The sequence below is a fragment of the Sphingomonas sp. genome, assembly GCF_036388215.1.
In the GTDB taxonomy this organism is placed as follows: Bacteria; Pseudomonadota; Alphaproteobacteria; order Sphingomonadales; family Sphingomonadaceae; genus Sphingomonas.
In genome coordinates this window covers 33,652-57,687 of the sequence record NZ_DASVSH010000004.1, presented here as the reverse complement: position 1 = coordinate 57,687, position 24,036 = coordinate 33,652, and the positions used below count along the sequence as shown (strand labels likewise).

The following is a 24,036-nucleotide window of genomic DNA, read 5'->3' as shown; positions in this document are numbered from 1 at the left end:
CGCAGCATGTTCCGCTTTTCCCTCCCGCTCACCCTGAGCCTGTCGAAGGGCCCCTCGCCACGCTGGATAACCGGCGGTGCTTCGACAAGCTCAGCACGAGCGGCGTTGGGATTGATCCTCGCTTTTCTTGCCCTTGTCTTTGCCGCTCAACCGGCCGCGGCGCAGCGCGTCAAGGATCTGGGCGGCTTCCAGGGCATCCGCACCAACCAGCTGACCGGCTATGGCGTGGTGGTTGGCCTTCCGGGCACCGGGGACGACAATCTCGAATATACCGTCCAGTCGATGAAGGGCGTCACCTCGCGCTTCGGGCTCAATCTGCCCGCCGGTGTCGCGCCTGGCCTCAAGAACGCTGCGGTGGTGATGATCACCGCCGAGCTGCCGCCTTTCGCCAAACCGGGGCAAAAGCTCGACATCACCGTCTCGTCGATGGGCAAGGCCAAGTCGCTTCGCGGCGGCACGCTGATCATGACGCCACTCCAGGGCGCGGACGGCCAGATCTATGCAATGGCGCAGGGCAACCTCGCCGTCTCTGGCCTGGGCGCCGAAGGCAGGGACGGCTCGTCGGTGGTGGTCAACATCCCTTCGAGCGGCCGCATTCCCGAAGGTGCTACGGTCGAGCGGACCGTCGACACCGGCTTCGACCGGTCGCCGTTCCTCACCTTCAATCTCCAGCGGGCAGACTTCACGACTGCGCAGCGCGTGCAGGACGCGATCAACAGCCGCTTCGGGGGTGTCCGTGCCCGCGCGATCGACGGCGTCTCGATCGCGATCCAAGCCCCGGAGGGCCGCGACGTGCGCGCAGAACTGATGAGTGAAATCGAAAACCTCACGGTCGAGGCGGCCGAAGCCCCCGCCAAGGTTATCGTTAACGCGCGCACCGGCACCGTGGTGATCAACTCGGCCGTTAGGGTGAGCCCGGCGGCGGTAACACATGGTAAACTAACCGTTCGTATTGATGAAGCCCAGCAGGTCTCGCAGCCCAACGCATTCAGCAAGGGGGAGACCAGGACGGAGCAGCACAGCACCGTCGGCGTCGAAGAGGAGAAGCACCCGATGTTCCTGCTCCAGCCCGGCCCCAAGCTGGCCGATGTCGTCAAGGCGGTGAACGCCATAGGGGCGTCGCCGGCCGATCTCGTCGCGATCCTGGAGGCGCTCAAGGAAGCCGGCGCGCTCAAGGCGGAGCTGATCATCCTGTGACCGGCATTCCCGGCCCCATCGGAAGCCCCGGCGGCGGCGTGTCGACCGACACGTCGCGGCTGGCGTCGAAGGAGAACCTCGAAGCCGCAGGCAAGCGCTTCGAGGCGATCTTCGTCGGCATGATGCTCAAATCGATGCGGGCTGCGAAACTCGGCGAGGGGCTGTTCGACAGCAAGGCGCAGGAGCAGTTCCGCGACATGCAGGACGACAAACTCGCCCAATCCATGGCCGCGCACGCCCCGATCGGCATCGGCAAGGCAATGACCGAGTTCCTCGCGCGCGCCTCCGCCGCCAGCGAAGACAGCGCAGCCAAGCCCGGGAGCATGACGCCATGAGCGACATGCTGTCTATCGCGGCATCGGGGCTTCGCGCCTATCAGACCGCGCTGACCACCACCTCCGAGAACATCGCGAATGCGGGCACGGCGGGCTATGTCCGCCGCACGTCCAACGTCCGCGAAGTCAATTCGACCGGCGCCACCAACATCAACGGCATGGGTGTCGTCGCGGCGGGAATCTCGCGCCAGACCGACGTCTACCGCGCCGGCGAAGTGCGCCTCGCCACCACCGATCTGGCGCGGAGCGAAACGGCATCGACCTGGCTCGACCGGATCCAGGGCGCGCTCACCGGCAATCGGCTGAGCGAGCAGCTCACTACGTTCTTCGGCGCCGCGCGCACTGCCGCGGCGGACCCCTCCGCGCTTGGCTCACGCCAGGCAATGCTCGAAGCGGCGTCCAGCGTCGCTGCTGGCTTCACTTCCACCGGCAATTCGCTCGACGCCGCAGCCGCCGACCTCGACGCCACTGCGGACGCGGCGGTGGGCCAGTTCAACGGCCTGAACGCCACGCTTGCCCGCGTGAACTTCGCGCTCGGCAATGTCTCGCCCAACACCAGCAACGCCGCGTCGCTGCTCGACCAGCGCGACCAGTTGCTCGAACAGATGAGCGCGCTGACCGACATCAATGTCTCGCTCGATCATATCGGCCGCGTCGTCGTCCGCCAGGGCAGCGCTTCGGGCGCATTGCTGGTCCAGGGCGTGGATTCGGCCACGATCACTTCAGTCCGCAACAGCGAAGGCGCGATTTCCTATGCCGCGTTCATCGCCGGCGGCATGCAGGCGATGACCCCTTCGGGCGGCGTGATGGCGGGGCTCGTCGAAGGGGCGGCGGCAATCGCGAGCGCGCGCACCAACCTGAACACCATCGCGCGCAGCTTCGCCGAAGGGGTCAACGCGGTCCAGGCCGCCGGGGACAATCTGGGTGGCACGGCGGGCGCGGCGATGTTCGCCATCGGCGATCCGGCATCGGAACTGACTCTGTCGCTCACCGATCCGCGTGGGGTTGCGGCCGCGGCGCGGGGCAAAGGGCAGCGCGACAACGCAAACCTGATCGCGCTCGATTCGATCCGCGGCGCCAATGGCGCGGAGCAGGCGCTGACCAGCTTGATCACGGCGAACGGGGGCGCGCTCAATGCGCGCAACTCGGTGGTCGATGCCCAGAGCGCGATCCGCGACAACGCCGTCTCGGCGCGCGACGCCGTCACGGGCGTCAATATCGACGAGGAAGCGGTCGATCTGATCCGCTTCCAGCAAGCCTATCAGGCGTCGGGCCGTGTCATCCAGGTGGCGCGCGACGTGCTGCAGACAATCTTCGAAATCAGGTAGCAAAGATGCGCGTCTCCACTTCACAAACCTATCAGCGCTCCTTGTCGCTGATGTCGAACCTCTCGGCAAAGGCCGATTTGCAGCAGTCGCAGATCGCCTCGGGCAAGAAGGTCATGGCGCCATCCGACGATCCCGGCGCCTATCGCCAGCTTGCCGGAATCAAGCGCGCGGAAGCAGGCGATCAGGCCTATGCCGCCAATGTAGAGACCGCGCAGGGCATCCTCGAACAAAGCGACGATACGCTTGGCAATATCGAGGCCCAGCTCCAGCGCGCCACCGAGCTTTTCACCAATGCCGGGAACGATACGCTCTCGCCATCGGACCGCGACACGATCGGCAAGGAACTCGACTCGATCCGCGACACTTTGTTCGCGCTCGCCAACACGCGCGACAGCCGCGGCCAGCCCCTGTTCGGCGGAGCGACCGGCGACTTGCCCTTCACCAAGGCCCCGGACGGCACGATCACGTATGTGAGCAGCGGCGAGCCCGCCGGCATTCCGATCGGCGACCAGACGGTGATCCAGGTCGGCGTCACCGGCGACCGAGCCTTCGCATCGGGCAGCAGCGACATCTTCGCCGTGATAGCCGCATTCACGACGGCGCTCGGCTCCGGAGGCGACATCAGGGCAGCCGCCTCCACTGCCGCGGCAGGGACTTCCGAGGCGCTCGTCAACGTGACGCTCGCGCATGCTTCGGTGGGCGCCAGGGGCACGCGGCTCGAAATGGTCGCCGACCAGCTCGGCTATGCCGCCACTGCGCGTGACGATGCCCGATCGAAGGTCGAGGACGTCGATCTCGCCGCCACGATCTCCGAATTCCAGCAAACCCTGACCGTGCTTCAGGCCACCCAGGCGAGCTTCACCAAGCTGACTGCGCTCTCGCTGTTCGATTATCTTCGCTGAATCGCGGCTTCGTAACCATTTAACCATGTTTTTCCGCTGAAAGTGTTGGCGAAGCGGTCGTTAACCAGAACGGCTAGATGGGGGATTTCCAAGCGTCATGTTTCCGGCAATCGGCTTTGTAGTCCTGATCGCCATGGTCTTTGGCGGCTTTGCCCTCACGGGCGGCGCGCTGGGCCCCGTCATGCATGCGCTTCCCCATGAGATGCTGATCATCGGCGGCGCGGCAGTGGGCGCGCTGATCATCGGGAATTCGGGCAAGGAGCTCAAAGGCCTCGGCACCGGCTTCATGAAAGTGATGAAGGGCCCGAAATACAAGAAGCAGGATTATCTCGACACGATCTTCCTGGTCTCCAAGCTGATGAAGATGCTGCGCACCGAAGGACCGATCGCACTCGAGCCGCATGTCGAGGATCCCGCATCCTCCGCGATCTTCGCCGAATATCCGCGCCTGCTCGCCGATCACACGCTGATCAACCTGATCACCGATACACTGCGCCTCGTCGTCGTCTCGTCAGGCACGCTCGACGTGCACGCGGTCGAGGAAGTGATGGATAATGCGATCAAGACTCACCACCACGAAGTGCAGAGCCCGCAGACGACATTGCAGGGCCTGGCGGACGCGCTGCCCGCATTGGGCATCGTCGCGGCGGTGCTCGGCGTCGTGAAGACCATGGGTTCGATCGACAAGCCGCCCGCCATCCTGGGCGCGATGATCGGCTCGGCGCTGGTCGGCACGTTCCTGGGCGTGTTGCTCGCTTATGGCCTGGTCGGCCCGCTCGCGACGCGCCTCCAGCAGGTCATCGATGCCGATGCCGCGATCTATCATACGGTGAAGCAGATCATCATCGCCTCGCTCCACGGCCATCCGCAGCCGCTGGTGATCGAGGCCGCCCGCTCGGGCATCGCGCATTCGAACCAGCCCAATTTCGGCGAGGTCTTTGACGGCTTGAGGGGAAGGTAAGTGGCCGGCCGCGCTCCGCATGGGAGCAACCAGCCGCCCCGGATCATCGTCAGGAAGATCTATATCGAGGGGCATGGCGGCGGCCATCACGGCGGCGCGTGGAAAGTCGCCTATGCCGATTTCGTGACCGCGATGATGGCGTTCTTCCTGCTGATGTGGCTGCTGGGCGCCACCAACGAGAAGCAGCGCAAGGCGCTCGCCGATTATTTCGCGCCCACGCTCGTCGAATTCAAGCAGAACAGCGCCGGTTCTAACGGGCTCCTGCGCGGCGATTCGATCAACGCGCAGGAGAATTACCCCAATCGCGCGGGCCAGACCGGAACCCGCTCGATGACCGTGCCGGTGGGCGGATCGGGCGGCAAGGATGTCGGGACCGGCACCAAGGGTACGCTGAAGGACCAGCGCGCGCTGACCGCGCAGGACCAGCAGAATTTCGCAAAGATGAGCCAGACGGTTCAGCAGAAGATCCGCTCGAACCCCAAGCTTGCGCGGCTCGCCAAACATGTCCGCTTCGTACCGACGCGCGACGGGATGCGGATCGACCTGATCGACGACGCCAATTATTCGATGTTCGACCTGGGCACAACCGCGCTGGTGGCGGAAGCGGCCAATCTGATCGGGATGATCGGCCAGTCGATCGCGACGATGGAAAACCCCATCATGATCCGCGGGCACACGGATAGCCTGGGCTATGGCGATCCGCGCAACATGAACAATTGGATGCTATCCAGCGGCCGCGCCGAAGCGACGCGCCGCCGGCTGGCGGCAGGCGGCGTACCCGAATCGATGTTCGACCGGATCGAAGGCGTCGCCGACCGCGAGCCGACGATCGCCGACAACCCCATGGACCCGCGCAACCGCCGCGTCTCGATCACCATGCTTTACCGTAAGTCCGCCTTCGGCGACCAAGCGACCACCGGTCGACTGGCGCCACGCCAGCCGGTGATCGGGAAGTAGCTTAGAAAAACTGTTTGCGGAACGTGAGGCGGACCGTGCGGCCGATCGGGTCCTGCAAGTTGGGAACATAGTTTGCCGGCGTCACCCCATTGGCATCCGTCGTCCGCGGCTTTGCATCGAACAGATTGTCGACACGCAACTGCACGCGCGATCCGCGGAACCAGGGGTGCTTGACCAGGAAGTCGATATCCTGACCTGGGTTGAATTCGGTCAACAGCCCAAACCGGGTGATGGGCGCTGTCGTGAGTCTGGTCGGGCTCCCGAGCACGCCCGTCGTGCGCTGCGAGGCGCTTCGCCAATTTGCGGTAAGCTGAAGCAGCCACGCATCCCGCTTGACCGCCGCTAAGGCATCGAGCTGGTGCGGCGAGGCGCTGCCCCCGTTCGTGCCGTCCAGACGGCTGATCGTCGGAAGCCCGGGGCGTATCAGCGTTTCGTCGTTGATGAGCCAGGCGTGGCTCAGCTCGAACCGGATCTGATTGCCGCCGTTTCCGCCGCCGAAGCCGCCGCGACCACCGCCGCCACCGCCACCGCCACGGAACCCGCCGCCACCGCCGCCGCCTTGTCCACCGCGGGCCCCGCCTTCGCCGCGCGGGCCGTCACCCGGGTTGCGGCCCTGGTTCTGCCCTTGCCCCTGACCGCGCTGGGCCGTATTTCCAAACAGGCTTCCCTGCTGCCCGATCCGGCGGAACTGCTCCTGCATCGCGGTCATTTCGGGCGGCATCGGCTGGCCGGTCCGCCGCGATTCCTCGCGCGCCTTTTGAAACGCCTCGCGACGCTCGCGCAGCCGCTGCGCCTGGGGCGAAGGGATGGATTTCGAGAAGGAGATCGTCGTGCGCAGTTCGGAGCGTTCGCTACGCGCGAAATTGACCGGGCGATAATCGATGCTCAACAGGCGCCCGCTGGGGTCGCGCACGAACCGGCCTGGAAAAGCCGCCTCGATCTCCGCCGTCGCGCCCGGGAAGTTGGACGTCGGGTTCAGCGTCCGCTGGCTGCTATATCGTGTGCGGATAGACAGATTGTCGAGCGGCCTGAAGAAAAGGCTGGCGTTGAACTCGCGAACACTATCACCACCCAGTAACGGATTCCCGCCCCTGATGGCCGTGATATCGACGCTTTCGTTGCGGACGAAATCGTAGATGCGGGCGTTCGGCGTCAAGATCAGGGGATCGCCCAACTGCCCTTCGCCCGGCGCGCGCTCCTCATTCCTGATGCTCACGATGGCGGTAATCTGCGGGATCGGCGCCCAGTTGAGTCCATAGCCGGTGCTGATCAGGCGCCCGAAGTCCGACAGCTCCTGCACCTCGAAATTGCCATTGATCGAGAGATTGCCGATGCTCCCGAAGCCGCGCCCCGCGATCGGCACGCTGACATTGCCGCGCACGCTGACGCTGTCGCGCGAGAGGTCTCCCGTCCGAATCACTCCGGCTACGGACGATCGGCTCTGCTGATCGTAGGTGCGCCCGAGCACGCGAAATGTCGCGTTCACATCCCCCGCCGGCAGCTTGAACAGCGAACCATAGGTAGCGAGGTCGATCTGGGCGGTGTTGGTGGTCGATTGCGAAGTCTGAGGCGAACGGTCGAGTACCGCCGAACCGGTGAGCGGGCCGAAGGGATTGAAGCTGGGGGTGCGCGCGTTGAGCAGTGCCTGGATCGGCGCGGGATCGATTCCGGTGGTGGAGACCGATTCGCTGTCGCTTCGGCTGATGCTGGCCTGGGCCGACCAGCGCCAGCTCTCCAGCCAAGGCGCCGTATCGCCGTTGATGTTCACTTCGCTGTTGATCGCGCGGCGATCGTTCGAGCGCGAAAGCGGCAAGAGATTGTCGTAATAGCGCAGCAACTGCACGTCGCGCGTAAACGGAGAAAATGGATTGCCTACTGGTAAACGCAGCGTCGCGCTGGGCAATCCCTGCAGCGATTCGCTCGAATTCTGCGTGAAGCCGAGCGTCGCGTTGAGGCTGACCTTCTGCGAGATTACTGGAGTGTAACTGCCGCTTATGGCCAGGTTCTTGACGGCAGAGCCGCTAAGCGGCGCGAGGTCGTCACCGAAGCGGCGGACGTTCCCGCCGCCGCCAAGCGTGCGGTATTGCGACACGTCGTTGACATTCGGGCGATTCGCATTTGCGGCAAAGCCTGCCAGCGACGGGGCCGATCCTTCGGCGCCCACGGGCACGCCGGCCACCGTCACCGTGGTTCCCGCCGCAGCGCTCAGTGCCGGATCGATCTCGGCCCCCGCAAAGCCCGTGACGTTCCCGCGGGTATCGAAAAGCGCACTCGTGCTGCGGCTAACTCCTCGTTCGCTTTCGAGCAGGCCCGAATTCTGCCCGTATTTGACATCGAATTCGACGCGCGAGCCACGGTTGATCTTCTGGATATTGACATTGCCGCCTTGGCCGGAAGCTCCGCCCGCAGTCGGTGCGACGCCTTCAGCCACGGTCGTAACGGCCTGGAACCGGCGGCGCAGGACGAAGTTGATCACCTTCTGCGTCGCGCTATAGCCAAACCGCAGCGCGGCCTCTTCGGGAAGGATATCGATGCGCTCGATCGCTTCGGTCGGCAGGTTCCGAACCTCGCCGAAGCTTGAACGACGCCCGCTGAGCAGCACCACCGGAGGGCCCTCAGAGGCGCCGAGTTGCGCCGACAACGCATTGAGCAACTCGGAGACATTGGACGCACCATAAGCGCGGATGTCAGCGGGATTGAGCTGAGCCTCCGGCTTGATGTCCCCGGGGACCGCGCCGCGCAACTGGCCGCTTACGACGATTTCGGCTTCTTCCTCCTCCTCGTCTGGCGGAGTTTGCGGGGCGCTCTGCGGCTGGGCTTGCGGCTGCGCTGCCGTCTGCGCGAACGCCACTACCGGCATCGCGCTGGCGAGCAGAGCAATTCCCCGAACACCAAGTTTCCGCATTTCGAACTCCCACACGCCAATCACTGTGGCCGCGACCTAAATGTGATTTGTCGCACAAATGTCCCAGCCGGCAATAAAGTGCCACGAGCGGGTGTTTTCGGGCGAGGTTCGCCACGATTGCCTGTCAAGGATACCAGGTGGTGCGGCCGAGAAGACTCGAACTTCCACGGGCTTTCGCCCACAACGACCTCAACGTTGCGCGTCTACCAGTTCCGCCACGGCCGCACGTGAAACTCCGCCGGACGAGCCGACAGCTGGTGAGGCGCGGCCACTAGCAACGCACCCGAGCGATTGCAAGCGCGCTTCCCCAAAAGGCCCGCTGCGCCTAAGCGCTGCCCTCTCATGCCGCCCTCCCCCGCCCTATCCGCCGAGACGCGGCGCATCCTGGCGCTGGCATGGCCGGTAATTCTCACCAGCCTGAACTGGACGATCCTCCACGTCACCGACGTGATCGTCGTGGGGCTGACCGGAACCGGCGAAGTCGCGGCGCTCGGCGCGAGCCGGACGCTCACCTTTCCGGGCATCGTGATGGGGCTGGGCGCGCTTTCGGGTATCCTCGTCCATGTCTCGCGCGCCGACGGCGCGGGCGATCTGCGCGCGACGGGGCGCGTGCTTCACGAAGGGCTGGCGCTGGCGATCCTGTTCGGGCTGGCCAGCGGACTGATCCTGTTCGCGTTGGCGGAGCCGATGCTGATCGGAATAGGCGTCGCGCGGGAGATCGCGCCGGCGTCCGCGGCTATCGTCCGCGTGATGGCGGTGGCCTATCCATTCCAATTGCTGATCGTGGCGGGCAGCTTCTTCCTCGAAGGCGTAAGCCGCCCCCGCCGCGTGACCGTAGTCAACCTTGCGATCCTCCCGCTCAATGCGTTGCTCGCCTGGTCGATGTCGGGCGGGCACCTGGGGCTGCCCCAGATGGGGGCGCTCGGGGCTGCGCTGGCCACCACGATCGCGTCGGCGCTGGGCGCGATTGCCCTGGTGGGCGCTGCCTGGACCTTGCCACGGGCGAAGTTGCGCGGGGTCCATGATCTCGCCGCCTTGTGGACCCGCGAGACGCTGGCCGGGGCGTGGCGTCTGGCCCGGTTCGGCGTCGTACCCGCGATCGCCTCGGGGCTCGAGCTTGCCGGCTTCGCGATCCTGATCGCGCTCTCCACCCAATTGGGCGAACTCACCACCCACGCCTTCCAGATCGTGTTCTCGATCCACAATGTCACATTCTCGATCGCTCTCGGGCTGGGCTCTGCTGCCGGTGTGCGGGTGGGCAATGCAGTCGGCGAAGGCGCGCCGGAGGATGCCGGCCGCCGCACTGTGATCGCCGCAACGCTATCGGGCGCGGCTACGGGAGTGCTCGCCCTCGGGCTCATCCTGATGCCGGGGCCGGTGGTCGCGTTGTTCCCCGCCGCGCCCGGCGTCCCAATGCTTGCGCTGGCGATGCTCCCGATCTGGGCGCCCTTCATCCTGTTCGACGCGGTGCAGGTGGTGTTCGTCTATGCCTTGCGCTCGCTGGGCGATCAGGTCGCGGCGGGGATCAATTCGGTGCTGGCGTTCTTCGTGATAACCGGGGGCGCAGGGCTGATCCTAGTGCACGCCGGCTGGGGATCTTATGCATTGGTGCTCGCATCCGGCGTCGGGATGGTCGTCGCCGCGGTCACCAATGGCGGCCGGCTCTGGTGGATCAGCCGCCGATTTCGCTCGCGAAGCTGAGCTCGACCACACGCGCATTCGGCGGCACGTCGAGCTTGGCCGAATTGAAGTCGATCGCCCCCTTGGGGGCCAGGTCGCGCGTCTGCGGCGTGATCCGCCACGAATAGACGAGCCGGTCCTGCTGGTCGCGCAACTCCACGCGGATATCGGGAACGTGCTGCTTGTCCGCGGTGGGATTCACCACCTTGCCCGATACGGCAAACAATTCGCTGCCGCTCGGCATGGTCCGCAATTCGACATTCTTGTCAGTGAAGCGCAGCGGCGTCTCCGCCTCGCCGCCAACGCCCAGGCCAAGCTGCGCCGCGATGCCGGGCGCGCCCGAATAGAGGATCGCGCCGGTGCCGAGCAGCATCGAAAAGCCCGCGACGAACGCCGCCGCGGTCCAGCGCTTGGCCGGATTGCGGCGCGGCTTGAAGGGAGGCTGGGGCGCGAACGGATCATATTCGTGCTCGGGCGCGGCAGCCGATATGTCGTCGAACCTGCGCGCGGGGGCGGCTGTCGGGCCGGTGTCGCGGACGACCGGCCTGGGCCCTGGGGCGGACACGGGGGCAGCACGGGTCGTCATGTCGGCCGCCGCGGGCGCCTGATACCAGCTATGCTTGCAGCTCGCGCAGCGCACCGTGCGCCCCTCCGCGCCGATCGCGCTGTCAGGGACCAGGTATCGCGTGCGGCATTGGCTGCATTCGAGGATCATTCAAGCTTCTCACCGGTCCGGCTGCCCACCGGCCGGCACGAACGCGATTCTAGACGCTTCGAATCGGCCCCACAAGAGCGCCCTGCTTGAGCCGGGCTGGCGGCTGTGCGATGGCATGGCCATGGCCAGCATCGTGCAATTCGAGAATGTCGGACTGCGCTACGGCACCAGCGCGGAGACGCTGTCGGACATCAGCCTGTCGCTGAATTCGGGCGCTTTCTATTTCCTTACCGGCCCCTCCGGCGCGGGCAAGACTTCGCTGCTCAAATTGCTTTACCTCGCCCAGCTGCCGACGCGGGGCGTGGTGCGGCTGTTCGGCGAGGACGCGGGTGCGCTGCCCCGCGCGCGGCTGCCGGGCTTTCGCCGCCGGATCGGCGTGGTCTTTCAGGATTTCCGGCTGGTCCCGCATCTCTCCGCCTATGACAATATCGCTCTGCCCCTGCGCGTGGCAGGCGTGCACGAAAGCGATATCGAGGCCCCGGTGCGCGAGATGCTCGCATGGGTGGGCCTCACCGACCGGGGCAGGGCCAAGCCGCCCACGCTTTCGGGCGGCGAGCAGCAGCGTATCGCGATCGCCCGCGCGGTGATCGCCCGCCCCGAAGTGCTCGTCGCCGACGAGCCTACCGGAAACGTCGATCCCGACATGGCCGAGCGGCTGCTGCATCTGTTTGATTCGCTCAATCGGCTGGGCACCACGGTGGTCGTCGCCACGCATGATTTCCACCTGCTCAACCGCATTCCCAACGCGCACATGATGCGGCTGGAAAAGGGCCGGCTGAACGACCCCACCGGCGCGCTGCGCAATCCGCCCGGCGAGGGCTGATGCGCTTCAGCCTCAATCCTAACGCGCCCGACAAGCGCCTGCTGGATGAAAGCCGGCGGACCCGCGCGATGACCTGGATCATGGCGATCATGCTGTTCCTCACGGTGCTCGCCGGCGCGCTGGGGCTGGGCATGTTCGCCGCGACCGCGCAACTCGATCGCCAGCTCGCCGGGCGGCTCACCGTGCAGATCGTCGAGCCCAACGCGCAGGTGCGGGACAGCCAGGCGGCAGCCACGGTCGCCGCGCTCGGCAAGGTCCCGGGCGTGATTCGCGCCACCGAAGCCGATCGCGCCCGCCTTGCCGAGCTGCTCAAGCCCTGGCTCGGCGATGCCGGGCTCGATCCCGATCTGCCGATGCCCGCGATGATCGATGTCGAGATGCGCGGCGGCGACGCCGCCGCGGTCGAACGCGCCGCGCGCACGGTGGTCCCCAATGCGCGGATCGATCGGCATGCCCAGTGGCTTGCCCCGGTGCGCAGCTTCATGGCGACAATGAGCTGGCTGTCGGTCGCACTGATGCTGCTGATCGCCGCCGCGACTGCCGCGGTGGTCCTCCTCGCCGCGCGCTCCGGGCTCGACACCCACCGCGACACGATCGAAGTGCTCCACATGCTCGGCTCGACCGACCTCCAGATCGCGCGGCTCTTCCAGCGGCGGATCGCGTTCGACACGTTGCTGGGCGGGCTGATCGGCAGCGCCGCCGCGATGGGACTCGTCTGGTTCCTGCAAACTCGCATTGGCGGCCTGGGCTCGGAGATGCTGAGCGGCGTCGCGCTCCAGCAGCGCGACTGGTTCATCCTCCTGCTGCTCCCGATCAGTTTCGCATTGCTCGCCACCTTCGCGGCGCGAAGCGCGGTGCTTCGGGCCTTGGGCAAAACGCTGTGATCTGGCGGCTGACCGCTTTGTTGGGAATCGCCTGGGCGCTGGGCTTCGCGGCGTTCATGCTCTCGCTCGGCAAGCCATTGGACGGGCGCAAGACCGACGCGATCGTCGTGCTTACCGGTGCTTCGGGACGGATCGATCGGGGCCTTCAGGTGTTGGCCGCCGGCGATGCGAAGCGGATGCTGGTCAGCGGCGTCGATCCCGATGTGAAGCCCGGCGAGTTCGCCGCTCAGTACAAGATCGACCGGAAGCTTTTCACCCGTTCGATCGATCTCGGCTGGCAGGCCGTCGATACGCGCTCGAATGCGGATGAGACCGCCAAATGGGTCCAGCGCCACAAATATAAAAGCGTTCGGCTGGTGACTTCGGACTGGCACATGCCCCGTGCCAAGCTGGAGCTTTCGAAGACATTGCCCGGAGTCGAAGTGGTCGGGGACGCGGTGCGCAGCCAGCCCGGCTTTGCGATGCTGTTTCGCGAATATCACAAATATCTGGTGCGCCGCGCCGCGTTGCTGGTCGGTGTAAGCTGATGGACCGGCTGCGGACGCTCCTTTTCTGGATCGTTTTCTGCACGCTGTCGGTGCCAATGGTGCTGGCCGTGCCAGTGGCCGGGCTGTTCGGCCGGAGGACGCTTAGGCGCTATGCCGATGCGTGGGCAGGAATGATGTGCGTGGCATCGCAGTGGATTCTGGGCATTCATATCCGGATCGAAGGCGCAATCCCCAACGGACCGGTGTTCTTCGCGGCGAAGCACGAATCGCTGTTCGAGGCGATCCAGTTGACGCGGATGCTCAACTCGCCCTCGACGGTGCTGAAGCGTGAACTGGCCGATATCCCGGTGTGGGGCTGGGCTGCCAAGCGCTATGGCGGGATCGTCGTGGATCGCACAGCCAATGCCGCGGCGCTGCGTTCGATGATGGCTGATGCCAAGGCGGCGAAGGCCGAGGGGCGATCGGTGCTGATTTTTCCCGAGGGAACGCGCGTTCCGCACGGCGAATCGCCCGAATTGCGTGCGGGATTTGCGGGACTTTATCGGATCCTTGGGTTGCCGGTGGTGGCGATCGCAGTGAAGAGCGCGCATGTCTGGCCGCGCAAGGGGGCGAAGCATCCTGGCGAAGTGGTCTTCCGGTTCGGCGAGCCGATCGAGCCCGGACTGCCGCGCGACCAGATCGAAGCGCGTGTGCATGCGGAGATCAACGCGCTGAATCAGTCGTGACTGCGCCCGAAATCGGGCGCGGCGTCGTCCTGGCCCTGCTCGATGATGCTGCGGCGCACCGCGCGCGTACGGCTGAACAATTCGAACAATTCGTCGCCCTTGCCCCAGCGGATCGCGCGCTGGAGCGCGCTAAGGTCCTCCGAGAAGCGCTGGAGCATCTCAAGCACGCCTTCGCGGTTTGCCAGGAAAACGTCGCGCCACATCGTCGGGTCGGAAGCCGCGATGCGCGTGAAATCGCGAAAGCCGCCCGCCGAATATTTGATCACTTCGGACTGGGTGACTTCCTCGAGATCGGAAGCCGTGCCGACGATCGTATAGGCGATCAGGTGCGGCAAATGGCTTGTCACCGCGAGAACCCGGTCGTGATGCGCTGGCGCCATCATTTCCACTTGCGCGCCCAGCCGCTTCCAGAATTCGACGACTCGCTCGATGGCGAGAGGGTCGGTGCCCTGGGGCGGGGTGACGATGCACCAGCGATTGTGAAACAGCGTCGCGAACCCCGCTTCGGGACCGCTATGCTCGGTGCCCGCGACCGGATGGGCGGGCACGAACGTCGCCTGCGGCAGGGCGGCGCGCACTGCCTCGACCACGCTTTCCTTGCACGAGCCGACATCGCTGATCACTGCCTCGGCGGGCACATCCGCGGCAATCGCCGCCGCCGCTTCGCCCATGGCGCCCACCGGCACGCACAGGATCACCAGATCGGCGTCGATCACCGAAGCGCCGGCAGTGTCGGCCACATCGTCGCAAAGCCCGATCCGCAAGGCGGTCTCGCGCACCTCGGGATCCATATCGTGCCCGGTCACGCGCACGCTGGGCATATGCTGCTTCACCGCGCGAGCGATTGACGAGCCGATCAGCCCCAGTCCAATTACGGTCACACGGCTGAATGGCAGCATCAGGCCCCCACGATCTCGCGCAGCGCGCTTGCTACGCCCTGTATCTCTTCTTCGGTGCCGATGGTGATGCGAAGGCCATGCGGCAGGCCCTGCCCCGGCAGCCAGCGGACGATATAGCCTGCTTCCATCAGCGCCTTGTACGCGGCCTCGGCGCTGACATCGCCTTCGAACAGGACCAGCTGGAAATTGGCTTTGGAGGGCACTGCCCGAAGGCCCTTATTTCCCATCGCCTCGATCTGTCCGGCGAACCAGGCGCGCCACCTGCGGTTGTGCGCATAGCTGTGCTCGACGAAATCCTTCGCCCCCAGCGCGGCGATCGCGGCGCGTCCCGCGCCGATGCCGAACGCGAAGGGCGCGCGGATCCGATGCATCGCGGCGATCACGTCGGGATGGCCATAGCCCCAGCCGACCCTTTCGGACGCGAGCCCGAAAATCTTCGAAAAGGTCCGCGTGACCAGGACGTTGGGCTGGCTGCGCGCGAGATCGAGGCCCCCGTCATCGTCCTGCGGATCGAGATATTCGGTATAGGCCTGATCGAGCACCAGCAGCACGTGCCCCGGCAGCGCCGCATGCAGCCGCGCGATTTCCGCCTTGGTCGTGTAGGTGCCGGTCGGATTGTTGGGGTTGGCGATATAGATCAGCCGGGTCCGTTCGGTGACCACCGCTAGGATCGCATCGACGTCGGTGGCGTAATCCTTGTCCGGCGCCACTATCGGCGTCGCGCCCACGCGCCGCGCCGCGATATCGTAGACCGCAAAGCCGAAGCGGACATAGATGATCTCGTCCCCCGGCCCGGCATAGGCTCCCGCCGCCAGGTGAAGCACTTCGTCCGATCCGGTGCCGTAGATGATCCGCTCGGCTTCGATCCCGTAATGCCCCGCCAGGGCCTCGCGCAGATCGTGCGCACTGGCGTCTGGATAGCGTTCGAGCGTTTCCGCCGCTTGCGCATAGGCCGCGCGCGCCGCATCGGGAGTGCCGAAGGGATTCTCGTTCGACGAGAGCTTGGTGGCCTTCCTGCCCGAATCGGTGGTCGCGCGCCCCGGCACATACGGCGCGATGGCCATTACCCAGGGCTTTGGTACGGGTGCGTTCATGGCCGGGCGGCTTGGCCGAACGGTTACCGGATGGCAAGGGTAGCGGCGTAGGGCGGGTTCCGGACGGGGCGAAGGAGGGCCAATGCGCGGCAATGGAATGTTCTGGCGCGCGCTGGCAGCGGCGCGGCGGAGCAATCTCGCGGAAGCGGGCGAGGCAGCGCCGGTGGCCCGCAGCTTCGCATCCACGCGCCGCGCCCTGCTCAAGGCGATTGCGGGGAGCGCGGCCGCCGTGACGCTTCCCGGCACCGCGCATGCCGGCGCGCCGGGCCGCGTCGCGATCGTGGGCGGGGGCATCGCGGGGCTCAGCGCGCTCCACCATCTTCGTGAGGCGGGGGTGGATGCGCACATCTATGAAGGGCGAAACCGCACCGGCGGGCGGATGTTCACGCACCGTGCGGGCGACTGGACCTTCGAGGCGGGCGGTCAACTCATCAACACCGATCATCACGACATGCAAGCGCTCGCCAGGCGCTTCGGCATCGCGCTGATCGACCGCAAGGCCGAGCGGCACGCCACGCTTACCCTCGCCAACGGCCGGCTGCTCTCGGAGCGCGAGCTTGCCGATGGCCTGCGCGCCATTGCCTGGCAGATCGGCAAGGATGCCGACTTGCTCGACAAGGACCCCGGTCGCGTCTCGAAGCAGCTCGATTCGATCTCGATTCACGACTATCTCCAGCGGCACGCGCATTTGCTCCGCGATCCCTGGGCGCGCCAATTGCTTGAGGCGACGAGCCGCACCGAATATGGCGTCGAGCCGACACGGGCCTCGGCGATCGGGCTGATCTTCAATCTGCCGACAGTGGATGGCGAGCGCGTCGAAGTACTCGGCGGCTCGGACGAGCGCCATGTGATCGAAGGGGGCAGCAGCGCGCTCATCGAAGCGATGTCGACGCATTATTCCGACCGTATCGAGACGGGCAAGCGCCTGGTTGCAGTCGAACGCCAAGGCTCGGGCGTCCGCCTCGCTTTCCTCGACGGCTCCAGTACCGAGGCCGATACCGTCATTATCGCCGTTCCTGCCCCCATAACCCGCCAGATCGATTTCCGCGTTCCATTGCCGGCAATCTGGCGCAGCTTCATCGCGGCGATGGAATTGGGGCAGAACGAAAAGGTCCAGTCCGGCGCCAATGCCACGCCCTGGAAGGGCCCGATGGGATTGGGCGGCGAGCTGTGGCAGACCAGCGCGGGGCACGGCTGGAGCCTTGGCTGGGACGGCAGCGTCCACCTGAAGGACCGCGTCGCCCCCGTCTGGACCTGGTTCCTCGGCGGCGATGAAGTGAAGGCGGCGGAGGCGCTCGCCCCGTCCCAACTCGCCGCCGCCTTTGCCACGAGCGCCGCGCCCGCCCTCCCCGGACTGATCGAAGCCGCCACCGGCCCCTTCGCCCGCACGAACTGGCACGCCCAGGCGCTCACTCTCGGCGCATATGTCAACTATCCGCCCCACCACCTGACCCGCTTCGCGCATCTGCTCTACGTGGATTCGGATGATCCCGCCGAGCGCCAATTGGCGAATGCCGGCCGCATCTGGTTCGCTGGCGAACATCTTTCCGATGCGTTTCCCGGCTATATGAACGGCGCGGCGGAAACGGGGCGCATGGTCGCCGAGGCGATCGGCGGCGTGCGGCGCAAGGCCAAGGCGGCTTGAACCGTGGGGCCGTGGCCCCTAGTCCAGCCCGATGTCCGACGATCCGCGCTTCGGCCTTGCCCGCTCGGTGACGCTGCCGGGGCCGCTGCGCCTCGATGGCGGGGCGTTGCTGTCGCCCATCGACCTGGCGTACGAAACCTATGGGACACTCAACCACGACGCCAGCAATGCGATCCTGATCTGCCACGCGCTGACCGGCGATCAGCATGTGGCATCGGATCATCCGGTGACCGGCAAGCAAGGCTGGTGGACGCGCATGATCGGCCCGGGCAAGCCGATCGATCCGGAGCGGCATTTCGTGATCTGCGCCAACGTCCTTGGTTCGTGCCTCGGCTCTTCCGGCCCCGCCAGTGTAAATCCGGCGACGGGCAAGCCCTGGGGCATGACCTTTCCGGTCATCACCATCCGCGACATGGTCCGCGCGCAGGCGATGCTGCTCGACCATCTCGGCGTCGCGCGGCTACTTGCGGTGGTCGGCGGATCGATGGGGGGCATGCAGGCGCTGAGCTGGGCCGCGACGTTCCCCGAGCGCACCGCCTCGGCGATCGTCATCGCCAGCGCCGCGCGGCATTCGGCGCAGAACATCGCATTCCACGAAGTCGGCCGCCAGGCGATCATGGCCGATCCCAAGTGGCGCGGCGGCGATTATTATGCTGATGGCGACCCGCCCGTCGCCGGTCTCGCGGTCGCGCGCATGGCCGCGCACATCACCTATCTTTCCGAAGCCGGACTAACCGCCAAGTTCGGACGCAAGCTTCAGGGACGTAACGTCAAGACCTTCGGTTTCGACGCCGATTTCCAGGTCGAATCCTATCTACGGCACCAGGGGATAAGCTTCGTCGAGCGTTTCGACGCAAACTCGTATCTCTACATCACCCGCGCGCTCGATTATTTCGACTTGGCGGAGGAACATGGCGGGGCGCTGGCCAATGCCTTCAAGGCCAGCCCGACGCGCTTTTGCCTGGTGAGCTTCGATACCGACTGGCTTTATCCCACGGCCGAATCGCGCGGCATCGTCCACGCATTGAACGCCGCGGGCGCGGCTGCAAGCTTTGTCGAGCTCTCTTCGCCTTTCGGCCATGACGCGTTCCTGCTCGAATCGCCCGAATTGAGCCGAGTGGTCGATGGCTTCCTGCGCGCGGGAGCCAGGTGATGCGGATTTCTTTGGACAAGGCCGAGCTCGATATCGACTTGATCCACGCATTCCTGAGCGGCGCCTATTGGTCCGTCGGAATTCCGCGTCACATCGTCGAGCGAGCGATTCGCGGTTCGCTGTGCGTCGGCGCCTACGAGCCCGATGAGGCGGGCAAGGACGAGCAGGTCGGCTTCGCGCGGCTCATCAGCGACCAGGCCACTTTTGCCTATCTCGCGGATGTGTTCGTGCTCCCTGCGCATCGTGGCAAGGGCGTCGCGCGGGCGATGATCCAGGTGCTGCACGATCATCCTGAACTCCAGGGACTGCGCCGCTGGGCGCTGTTTACCCGCGACATGCAAACCGTCTACGCAAAGCTCGGCTGGGAAATCTATCCCCACCCGGAGCGGCTGATGGTCCGCGACGATCCGGATATTTACCAGCGATGATGCCCCAAGGTCCTTTGCGCCCAGACCTCGCGATCATCGCCGCGAATGTGTCCAAAGGCAGTCGCGTGCTCGACATTGGCTGCGGGGACGGCGCGCTTATGGCGGCGCTGCGCGACGAGCGGCAATGCGATGCGCGCGGACTCGAGCTGGACGCCGGGGACGTCGCCTCGGCGGTCGCGCGCGGGCTTTCGGTGGTGCAGGGCGACGCCGATACCGATCTGGCGGACTATCCGGACGCCAGCTTCGATTATGCGATCCTCAGCCAGACGCTGCAGACCACGCGCCGGCCCGATTGGGTTCTCGATCAGCTGCTGCGCATCGGCGGGCAGGCATTCGTCTCCTTCCCAAATTTCGCACATTGGCGCGTGCGCGCATCACTGTTGTGGGGAGGGCGCATGCCGGTGACGCGGCTGCTGCCGCTCAAATGGTATGCAACGCCCAACATCCACCACGTGACGATCGACGATTTCCGCGCACTTTTGAAAGAACGGGGAATCGCAATCCAGGGATGCTGGTTCCTCTCGGGCGACCGGCAGACCGGCGCGGGCCTGGCCAACCTGCTCGCCGAGCACGCCGTTTTCCTGCTGCGGAAGTAAGGCCGCATCAGAACCCCGATCAGAAGGGAACGTCGTCGTCGAGATCGTCGGGGAAGCCTCCACCGAAACTGCCGCCGCTCTTCTGGCCGCCACTGTTGAAATTGCCGCCGCGGCTCGAAGATTGCCCGGCGAATTCATCACTGCCGCCGCTGGCGCCCCAATCTTCACCGCCGCCCGAACTGCGCCCGCCGCCGCCACCGCCCGGGGCGCCGTCGAGCATGGTAAGCACTGAATTGAAGCCTTGGAGCACCACTTCGGTGGAATAGCGATCGGCTCCCGATTGGTCCTGCCACTTGCGCGTAGTCAGGGCCCCTTCGATATAAACCTTCGAGCCTTTCCGCAGATATTTTTCCGCCACGTTGGCCAGGCCTTCATTGAAGACCTTCACCGTGTGCCACTCGGTCTTTTCCTTGCGCTCGCCGCTGTTGCGGTCCTTCCAGCTTTCGGAAGTCGCGATACGCAGTTCGACGACCTTGCCGCCATTCTGGAATGAACGCGATTCGGGGTCCTTCCCGAGATTTCCGACGAGAATCACCTTGTTGACGCTGCCAGCCAATGCCTGCTCCTAAAGTCCGAAAGCTACCGCCGCCCAATAGGTCGCACCGGCGGCGACATAAGCGAGCGTGAATAGATACCCTATCATGAAGGCCGGCCACTTCCACCCGTTAGTCTCGCGCCGAGTAACGGCAATTGTGGATATGCATTGCGGCGCGAAGACGAACCAAATCAGGAAGGCCAGCGCGGTGGGCAGGCTCCAGCGGGCGCGCAGGTTCTGCCGAATCGTTTCCTGGCCCGAATCGGCGTCTGGGTCATCGACCGCATAGACCGTGCCTATCGCCGCGACCGCGACTTCGCGGGCCGCCATCGCCGGGATCAGCGCCAGCGCGATATCGCGGTTGAACCCGATCGGCGCGACCACGACTTCGATGCCGTTGGCGACGCGCCCGGCGACCGAATAATCGACCTGGCTCACGCCTTCGGGCGCCTTAGGGAAGCTGAGCAGCGCCCACAGGATGATCGTCGTGACCAGGATGATCGTGCCCGCGCGCTTGAGGAATATCTCGGCGCGCTGCCACAGCCCCAGCGCGACGTCGCGCAGCCGCGGCAGCTGATATTTGGGCATTTCCATCATGAAGCCCGAAGTCGCGCCCTTGGTCACGGTCCGGCGCAGGAAGAAGGCGGCGAGGAACGCCCCGGCGATCCCAAAGATATAGAGGCCGAACAGCACCAGCCCCTGCAATCCCACGCCGGGAAGTACGCTGCGGTCGGGAATCATCGCGCCGATGATGATCGTATAGACCGGAAGCCGCGCCGAGCAGGTGGTGAGCGGGGCGATGAGGATCGTGGTCAGTCGCTCCTTCTCGTCGCTGATCGTTCGCGTCGCCATGATCCCCGGCACCGCGCAGGCGAAGCTCGAGAGCAAGGGAATGAATGCGCGCCCTGAAAGCCCGACGCTCGCCATAACCCGGTCCATCAGGAAGGCGGCGCGGACCATATAGCCCGATGCCTCGAGCACCAGGATGAAGGCGAACAGGATCAGGATCTGCGGCAGGAACACCACTACCGCGCCGACACCAGCGATCACGCCGTCCACGACAAGCGATTCGATGAAGCCGGCGGGCAGCACCGCGCCGACTCTCCCCGCCAGCCAGCCCAGCCCCCCTTCGATCCAGCCGATCGGTGCCTCCGACCATGCGAACACCGCCTGAAACATCACGAACATCAAGGTGAGCAACAACACAGAGCCCGACACCGGGTGCAGCGCCGCCGAATCCATCCGGTGCGTCCAGCGGCGCCCGGCCGTTTCGGACACGGTGGCCGCGAGTGCGATCTGGCGGGCGCGGCGCTGCAATACGACCATCTCGTGCTGCACGCCGGCACCCGGACGAACCTCGCGGACGCCGGTCACCATTTCGGCCAGTCGCGCCTTCAGTTCGTCGAGTCCGCGCTTGCGCACGGCCACGGTGGGGACCACCGGCACGCCCAATTCGCGTTCCAATGCCGCGGGATCGAGCTCCAGGCCATCGCGCGTCGCCAGGTCGATCATGTTGAGCGCGACGACGATCGGCAGCCCCAGCGCAATAAGCTGGAGCGTGAAGCGCAGATGATTATCGAGGTTAGAGGCATCGACCACGACGAGAATAGCATCGGGCAGCCGCTCGCCTTCCTGCCGCCCGACCAGCACGTCGCGCGTCACTTGCTCGTCGGGGCTGGAAGGATCGAGGCTATACGCGCCAGGCAGATCGAGCAATTCGATCCCGCGTCCATCGGGCAGAGCCAGTCGTCCCGTATGGCGCTCCACCGTGACCCCCGGATAATTGCCGACTTTCTGGCGCGCGCCGGTCAGCGCGTTGAACAGCGCACTCTTGCCGGCATTGGGGTTGCCGACCAGCGCAACCAGCGGAGTCTGGATCATGCCGAGTGAGTCGAAACGTGGATCGCTGCGGCGACATGGCGTCGCAAGGCAACCGTCATGCGCCCGATCCGGCAGGCGATCGGCCCTTGCCCGAGCAGACCCGAGCGATGCAGCAGTTCGACTTCCACGCCCTCGTCCAGTCCCAGCTCGCGCAATCGCCGCGCCTCGGGCTCGGCAAGCACATGCCAATCGACGCCCGCCACGATGCCGGGCTGCAGCCGCGGCAATCGGGCGAGGGCAATCGAGAGCGGTGTCGCATGCATATGCGAGTTATTATCAATAACGCGCGAGGTGCGCTAGTGCTGCGTCACATGTCAGCCGCTAAACAGCCGGATAGCGCAGCCGTCCGATAAAGCGCGACAGGCTGAAGCGATGCTCAGCGGGACGCAGCCACTGCGCCTTGGCCTTTTCGAAGCGCATGATTCCGTCGATCCGCCGGGACAGGAATGCTCTCGTATCGGCGTAATCCTCGCTTTCGTCATCGAGAAAGACCGTCATCGTCGCGGCGTAGACGGCACCCAGAATGGCGCGCTTGGTATAGTGATTATAGTCGGTGGCTGTGTCCCCCGCGGCACGCCACATCGTATCGGCCGAGCGCCAGCCCAGCCGGGCGCCCTTCGCCACATTCTGCGGCAGCGCCAGCGTGGCCAGCGCGCGGCGGAGCGATTCGCGATTTGGGGCGAGCAGTTCCAGCCGCGCCTCGACCAGCGCCGCGACCCGCTCGCGGATCTTCATCGCCACGAGCTTCTCGGGCGTGAGCCGTTCGAGCATCCCGGCGTCGATATGCGCGAACCAGGTGTCAATCATCGCCACCGCGCCTTCCGAAAAGGCAAGCCGGGCAACATCGCGGTCCACTCCCATCGCGTCCGCCGAAGCGTCGAGCGCCTTGAAATTCCAGCCATCGAATGCCGCGTTCTCCGCTACCGTCGGCGCAAGTGCGGCGCGCAGTTCGTCGAGGGTGGCGTCGGCTAGGTCCATCACGCCGATCTAGGCTTCTCAGGCGCAGACGCAACCTCGCTACTGCGAACCAGCACCAGGGCGGTAGCGACGAGCGCCGCACCCAAGATGTCGGCGGCAGCCAGCCTCTCGTCGAAAAAGCTCCAGCCCAGCCCAGCCGCAACCACGGGCTGGATCAGCAACCCGATCCCGATCAACAGCGGCGAGAGGTGCCCGAGCGCATAGATCATGCAGCCCTGGCCGATGAGCTGGCTAACCACTGCGAGCACGATTACCGGCCCCCAATTGCCCGGCATCACTTGCTCGCCCATCGCCAGCGCAGCGAGCAGCAACGGCGGGATCGTGGCGATCGACGAAAGCGCGAGCGCCGGAATGGGCGCAAGCTGCTCGCGGGCGCGCGCCATGAAGATGAAATAGACGGCATAAAGCACGCCCGCGAGCAGGCAGAGCAAGTCTCCGGTCAGGTTGTCGGCCGAAAGACTCGCGGATCGCCCAAGCAGCATGCCCGCCCCGATCGCAGCCAGCAGAAGGGCCAGCCCTTGCAGCCGCGTCGGCCACATCCGCGCGGCTATGAAGCCGTAGATCGGGAAGATCAGCGTCGCCGAATTGCCGAACAGCGTCGAGTTGGCGAGCGTCGTGTGGAGGATGCCGACATGCCAGCTCCCCAGATCGGCGGCGAAGGCAACCCCGGCAATCGCCAGCACGCCCCAAAGCCCGCGCGCCGCAGCGACTGGCTTGCCGCCCATCGCCACCGCCATGGCGAACAGCACCGGCGTCGCGATCGCGAGCCGCCAGAAGCCGGCCGCCACCGGCCCGACATCGGCCATGCGAACGAATAGCGGCCCCGATGCCAAGGCGACGTTCGCGATGACTAGCGCGGTCACTGCACGGCTTCGCGGGGAAATAGTTTTTATAGGCTCTCCGGCTTGATGCATGCCGCTCTCTAGT

General features: G+C 65.7%; 24 protein-coding genes and 1 tRNA gene. 15 read left to right on the top strand and 10 right to left on the bottom strand.

Translation table 11 applies throughout. The annotated features are described in order from the left end of the window. The first annotated feature begins 6 nt into the window (after positions 1-6). From VF617_RS01700 to VF617_RS01675, 6 genes are all read left to right on the top strand, one after another. Positions 7-1,197: a flagellar basal body P-ring protein FlgI gene (locus VF617_RS01700; RefSeq protein ID WP_331013125.1), complete on the top strand. Its 1,191-nt coding sequence runs from the start codon at positions 7-9 to the stop codon at positions 1,195-1,197. Beyond that, on the top strand, positions 1,194-1,532 hold the full coding sequence (locus VF617_RS01695; RefSeq protein ID WP_331013124.1) for a rod-binding protein: 339 nt from the start codon (positions 1,194-1,196) through the stop codon (positions 1,530-1,532). Before VF617_RS01700 ends, VF617_RS01695 begins: the two co-directional genes overlap by 4 nt. Further along, entirely contained in the window at positions 1,529-2,860 is a 1,332-nt protein-coding gene (gene flgK, locus VF617_RS01690; RefSeq protein ID WP_331013123.1) for a flagellar hook-associated protein FlgK, read from the top strand. The genes VF617_RS01695 and flgK overlap by 4 nt, the downstream gene beginning before the upstream one ends. Positions 2,861-2,865: 5 nt before the next feature. Then, the gene (flgL, locus tag VF617_RS01685; protein ID WP_331013122.1) at positions 2,866-3,762 is read left to right on the top strand and encodes a flagellar hook-associated protein FlgL; all 897 of its coding nucleotides are present in this window, start codon (positions 2,866-2,868) and stop codon (positions 3,760-3,762) included. Between the two features lie 97 nt (positions 3,763-3,859). Beyond that, positions 3,860-4,723, top strand: a complete 864-nt coding sequence (motA, locus tag VF617_RS01680; protein ID WP_331013121.1) for a flagellar motor stator protein MotA — start codon at positions 3,860-3,862, stop codon at positions 4,721-4,723. After that, complete coding sequence (locus VF617_RS01675) at positions 4,724-5,680, top strand: flagellar motor protein MotB (RefSeq protein WP_331013120.1); 957 nt, start codon at positions 4,724-4,726, stop codon at positions 5,678-5,680. A 1-nt stretch (position 5,681) separates the two neighbouring features. Here VF617_RS01675 and VF617_RS01670 read toward each other — a convergent pair whose 3' ends face one another. Both VF617_RS01670 and VF617_RS01665 read right to left on the bottom strand, forming a co-directional pair. Next, positions 5,682-8,585: a TonB-dependent receptor gene (locus VF617_RS01670; RefSeq protein ID WP_331013119.1), complete on the bottom strand. Its 2,904-nt coding sequence runs from the start codon at positions 8,583-8,585 to the stop codon at positions 5,682-5,684. 138 nt (positions 8,586-8,723) lie between these two features. Beyond that, positions 8,724-8,810, bottom strand: a tRNA-Leu gene (locus VF617_RS01665). A gap of 117 nt (positions 8,811-8,927) precedes the next feature. Here VF617_RS01665 and VF617_RS01660 point away from each other — a divergent pair. After that, positions 8,928-10,286 carry an MATE family efflux transporter gene (locus VF617_RS01660; RefSeq protein ID WP_331013118.1) on the top strand — a complete coding sequence of 453 codons (1,359 nt, stop codon included), beginning with the start codon at positions 8,928-8,930 and terminating at the stop codon, positions 10,284-10,286. On the opposite strand, the gene VF617_RS01655 is transcribed toward VF617_RS01660, so the two are convergent. Further along, positions 10,258-10,980, bottom strand: a complete 723-nt coding sequence (locus VF617_RS01655) for an MJ0042-type zinc finger domain-containing protein (RefSeq protein ID WP_331013117.1) — start codon at positions 10,978-10,980, stop codon at positions 10,258-10,260. The two genes, VF617_RS01660 and VF617_RS01655, sit on opposite strands and share 29 nt — an antisense overlap. Positions 10,981-11,101: 121 nt before the next feature. On the opposite strand from VF617_RS01655, the gene ftsE reads away from it, so the two are divergent. From ftsE to VF617_RS01635, 4 genes are read left to right on the top strand one after another with little or no spacing between them, the layout of a single operon-like run. Next, positions 11,102-11,803: a cell division ATP-binding protein FtsE gene (gene ftsE / locus VF617_RS01650; RefSeq protein WP_331013182.1), complete on the top strand. Its 702-nt coding sequence runs from the start codon at positions 11,102-11,104 to the stop codon at positions 11,801-11,803. Continuing rightward, positions 11,803-12,687 carry a cell division protein FtsX gene (locus VF617_RS01645; RefSeq protein WP_331013116.1) on the top strand — a complete coding sequence of 295 codons (885 nt, stop codon included), beginning with the start codon at positions 11,803-11,805 and terminating at the stop codon, positions 12,685-12,687. The genes ftsE and VF617_RS01645 overlap by 1 nt, the downstream gene beginning before the upstream one ends. After that, positions 12,684-13,214, top strand: coding sequence for a YdcF family protein (locus VF617_RS01640; protein WP_331013115.1), 531 nt, complete (start codon positions 12,684-12,686; stop codon positions 13,212-13,214). The genes VF617_RS01645 and VF617_RS01640 overlap by 4 nt, the downstream gene beginning before the upstream one ends. Next, complete coding sequence (locus VF617_RS01635; RefSeq protein ID WP_331013114.1) at positions 13,214-13,900, top strand: lysophospholipid acyltransferase family protein; 687 nt, start codon at positions 13,214-13,216, stop codon at positions 13,898-13,900. The genes VF617_RS01640 and VF617_RS01635 overlap by 1 nt, the downstream gene beginning before the upstream one ends. Here the strand turns inward: VF617_RS01635 and VF617_RS01630 are convergent. Together VF617_RS01630 and hisC are read right to left on the bottom strand one after the other, a co-directional pair. After that, on the bottom strand, positions 13,891-14,799 hold the full coding sequence (locus VF617_RS01630; RefSeq protein WP_331013113.1) for a prephenate/arogenate dehydrogenase family protein: 909 nt from the start codon (positions 14,797-14,799) through the stop codon (positions 13,891-13,893). The genes VF617_RS01635 and VF617_RS01630 overlap by 10 nt on opposite strands. After that, complete coding sequence (gene hisC, locus VF617_RS01625) at positions 14,799-15,893, bottom strand: histidinol-phosphate transaminase (protein ID WP_331013112.1); 1,095 nt, start codon at positions 15,891-15,893, stop codon at positions 14,799-14,801. The genes VF617_RS01630 and hisC overlap by 1 nt, the downstream gene beginning before the upstream one ends. Positions 15,894-15,975: 82 nt before the next feature. Between hisC and VF617_RS01620 the strand changes: the two genes are divergently transcribed. The 4 genes from VF617_RS01620 to metW are packed head-to-tail and all read left to right on the top strand — an operon-like array spanning position 15,976 to position 19,715. After that, positions 15,976-17,538: a flavin monoamine oxidase family protein gene (locus tag VF617_RS01620; protein ID WP_331013111.1), complete on the top strand. Its 1,563-nt coding sequence runs from the start codon at positions 15,976-15,978 to the stop codon at positions 17,536-17,538. 31 nt (positions 17,539-17,569) lie between these two features. Further along, positions 17,570-18,691, top strand: a complete 1,122-nt coding sequence (gene metX, locus VF617_RS01615; RefSeq protein WP_331013110.1) for a homoserine O-acetyltransferase MetX — start codon at positions 17,570-17,572, stop codon at positions 18,689-18,691. Next, positions 18,691-19,119: a GNAT family N-acetyltransferase gene (locus VF617_RS01610; protein ID WP_331013109.1), complete on the top strand. Its 429-nt coding sequence runs from the start codon at positions 18,691-18,693 to the stop codon at positions 19,117-19,119. The genes metX and VF617_RS01610 overlap by 1 nt, the downstream gene beginning before the upstream one ends. Further along, the gene (gene metW / locus VF617_RS01605) at positions 19,119-19,715 is read left to right on the top strand and encodes a methionine biosynthesis protein MetW (RefSeq protein WP_331013108.1); all 597 of its coding nucleotides are present in this window, start codon (positions 19,119-19,121) and stop codon (positions 19,713-19,715) included. Before VF617_RS01610 ends, metW begins: the two co-directional genes overlap by 1 nt. A 19-nt stretch (positions 19,716-19,734) precedes the next feature. Here metW and ssb read toward each other — a convergent pair whose 3' ends face one another. Genes ssb through VF617_RS01580 form a run of 5 tightly spaced genes read right to left on the bottom strand, consistent with a single transcriptional unit; the run spans position 19,735 to position 24,023 of the window. Next, positions 19,735-20,271 carry a single-stranded DNA-binding protein gene (ssb, locus tag VF617_RS01600; RefSeq protein ID WP_331013107.1) on the bottom strand — a complete coding sequence of 179 codons (537 nt, stop codon included), beginning with the start codon at positions 20,269-20,271 and terminating at the stop codon, positions 19,735-19,737. A 9-nt stretch (positions 20,272-20,280) separates the two neighbouring features. Beyond that, positions 20,281-22,131 (bottom strand): ferrous iron transporter B, encoded by a 1,851-nt coding sequence (feoB, locus tag VF617_RS01595; RefSeq protein WP_331013106.1) that lies wholly within the window; start codon positions 22,129-22,131, stop codon positions 20,281-20,283. Beyond that, positions 22,128-22,394: a FeoA family protein gene (locus VF617_RS01590; protein ID WP_331013105.1), complete on the bottom strand. Its 267-nt coding sequence runs from the start codon at positions 22,392-22,394 to the stop codon at positions 22,128-22,130. The genes feoB and VF617_RS01590 overlap by 4 nt, the downstream gene beginning before the upstream one ends. 58 nt (positions 22,395-22,452) lie before the next feature. Further along, complete coding sequence (locus VF617_RS01585; RefSeq protein ID WP_331013104.1) at positions 22,453-23,109, bottom strand: COQ9 family protein; 657 nt, start codon at positions 23,107-23,109, stop codon at positions 22,453-22,455. Further along, on the bottom strand, positions 23,109-24,023 hold the full coding sequence (locus tag VF617_RS01580) for a DMT family transporter (RefSeq protein ID WP_331013103.1): 915 nt from the start codon (positions 24,021-24,023) through the stop codon (positions 23,109-23,111). Before VF617_RS01580 ends, VF617_RS01585 begins: the two co-directional genes overlap by 1 nt. Positions 24,024-24,036: the final 13 nt, after the last annotated feature.

Excerpts from the sequence above, each read along its gene's own strand:
- VF617_RS01580 (WP_331013103.1), bottom strand. The coding sequence starts at position 24,023 with ATGCATCAAGCCGGAGAGCCTATAAAAACTATTTCCCCGCGAAGCCGT.
- hisC (WP_331013112.1), bottom strand. The coding sequence starts at position 15,893 with ATGAACGCACCCGTACCAAAGCCCTGGGTAATGGCCATCGCGCCGTAT.
- ftsE (WP_331013182.1), top strand. The coding sequence starts at position 11,102 with ATGGCCAGCATCGTGCAATTCGAGAATGTCGGACTGCGCTACGGCACC.
- flgK (WP_331013123.1), top strand. The coding sequence starts at position 1,529 with ATGAGCGACATGCTGTCTATCGCGGCATCGGGGCTTCGCGCCTATCAG.
- VF617_RS01630 (WP_331013113.1), bottom strand. The coding sequence starts at position 14,799 with ATGCTGCCATTCAGCCGTGTGACCGTAATTGGACTGGGGCTGATCGGC.
- flgL (WP_331013122.1), top strand. The coding sequence starts at position 2,866 with ATGCGCGTCTCCACTTCACAAACCTATCAGCGCTCCTTGTCGCTGATG.
- VF617_RS01655 (WP_331013117.1), bottom strand. The coding sequence starts at position 10,980 with ATGATCCTCGAATGCAGCCAATGCCGCACGCGATACCTGGTCCCTGAC.
- feoB (WP_331013106.1), bottom strand. The coding sequence starts at position 22,131 with ATGATCCAGACTCCGCTGGTTGCGCTGGTCGGCAACCCCAATGCCGGC.
- VF617_RS01660 (WP_331013118.1), top strand. The coding sequence starts at position 8,928 with ATGCCGCCCTCCCCCGCCCTATCCGCCGAGACGCGGCGCATCCTGGCG.
- metX (WP_331013110.1), top strand. The coding sequence starts at position 17,570 with ATGTCCGACGATCCGCGCTTCGGCCTTGCCCGCTCGGTGACGCTGCCG.
- VF617_RS01635 (WP_331013114.1), top strand. The coding sequence starts at position 13,214 with ATGGACCGGCTGCGGACGCTCCTTTTCTGGATCGTTTTCTGCACGCTG.
- VF617_RS01700 (WP_331013125.1), top strand. The coding sequence starts at position 7 with ATGTTCCGCTTTTCCCTCCCGCTCACCCTGAGCCTGTCGAAGGGCCCC.
- metW (WP_331013108.1), top strand. The coding sequence starts at position 19,119 with ATGCCCCAAGGTCCTTTGCGCCCAGACCTCGCGATCATCGCCGCGAAT.
- VF617_RS01610 (WP_331013109.1), top strand. The coding sequence starts at position 18,691 with ATGCGGATTTCTTTGGACAAGGCCGAGCTCGATATCGACTTGATCCAC.
- VF617_RS01620 (WP_331013111.1), top strand. The coding sequence starts at position 15,976 with ATGCGCGGCAATGGAATGTTCTGGCGCGCGCTGGCAGCGGCGCGGCGG.
- VF617_RS01645 (WP_331013116.1), top strand. The coding sequence starts at position 11,803 with ATGCGCTTCAGCCTCAATCCTAACGCGCCCGACAAGCGCCTGCTGGAT.
- VF617_RS01590 (WP_331013105.1), bottom strand. The coding sequence starts at position 22,394 with ATGCATGCGACACCGCTCTCGATTGCCCTCGCCCGATTGCCGCGGCTG.
- VF617_RS01670 (WP_331013119.1), bottom strand. The coding sequence starts at position 8,585 with ATGCGGAAACTTGGTGTTCGGGGAATTGCTCTGCTCGCCAGCGCGATG.
- VF617_RS01585 (WP_331013104.1), bottom strand. The coding sequence starts at position 23,109 with ATGGACCTAGCCGACGCCACCCTCGACGAACTGCGCGCCGCACTTGCG.
- motA (WP_331013121.1), top strand. The coding sequence starts at position 3,860 with ATGTTTCCGGCAATCGGCTTTGTAGTCCTGATCGCCATGGTCTTTGGC.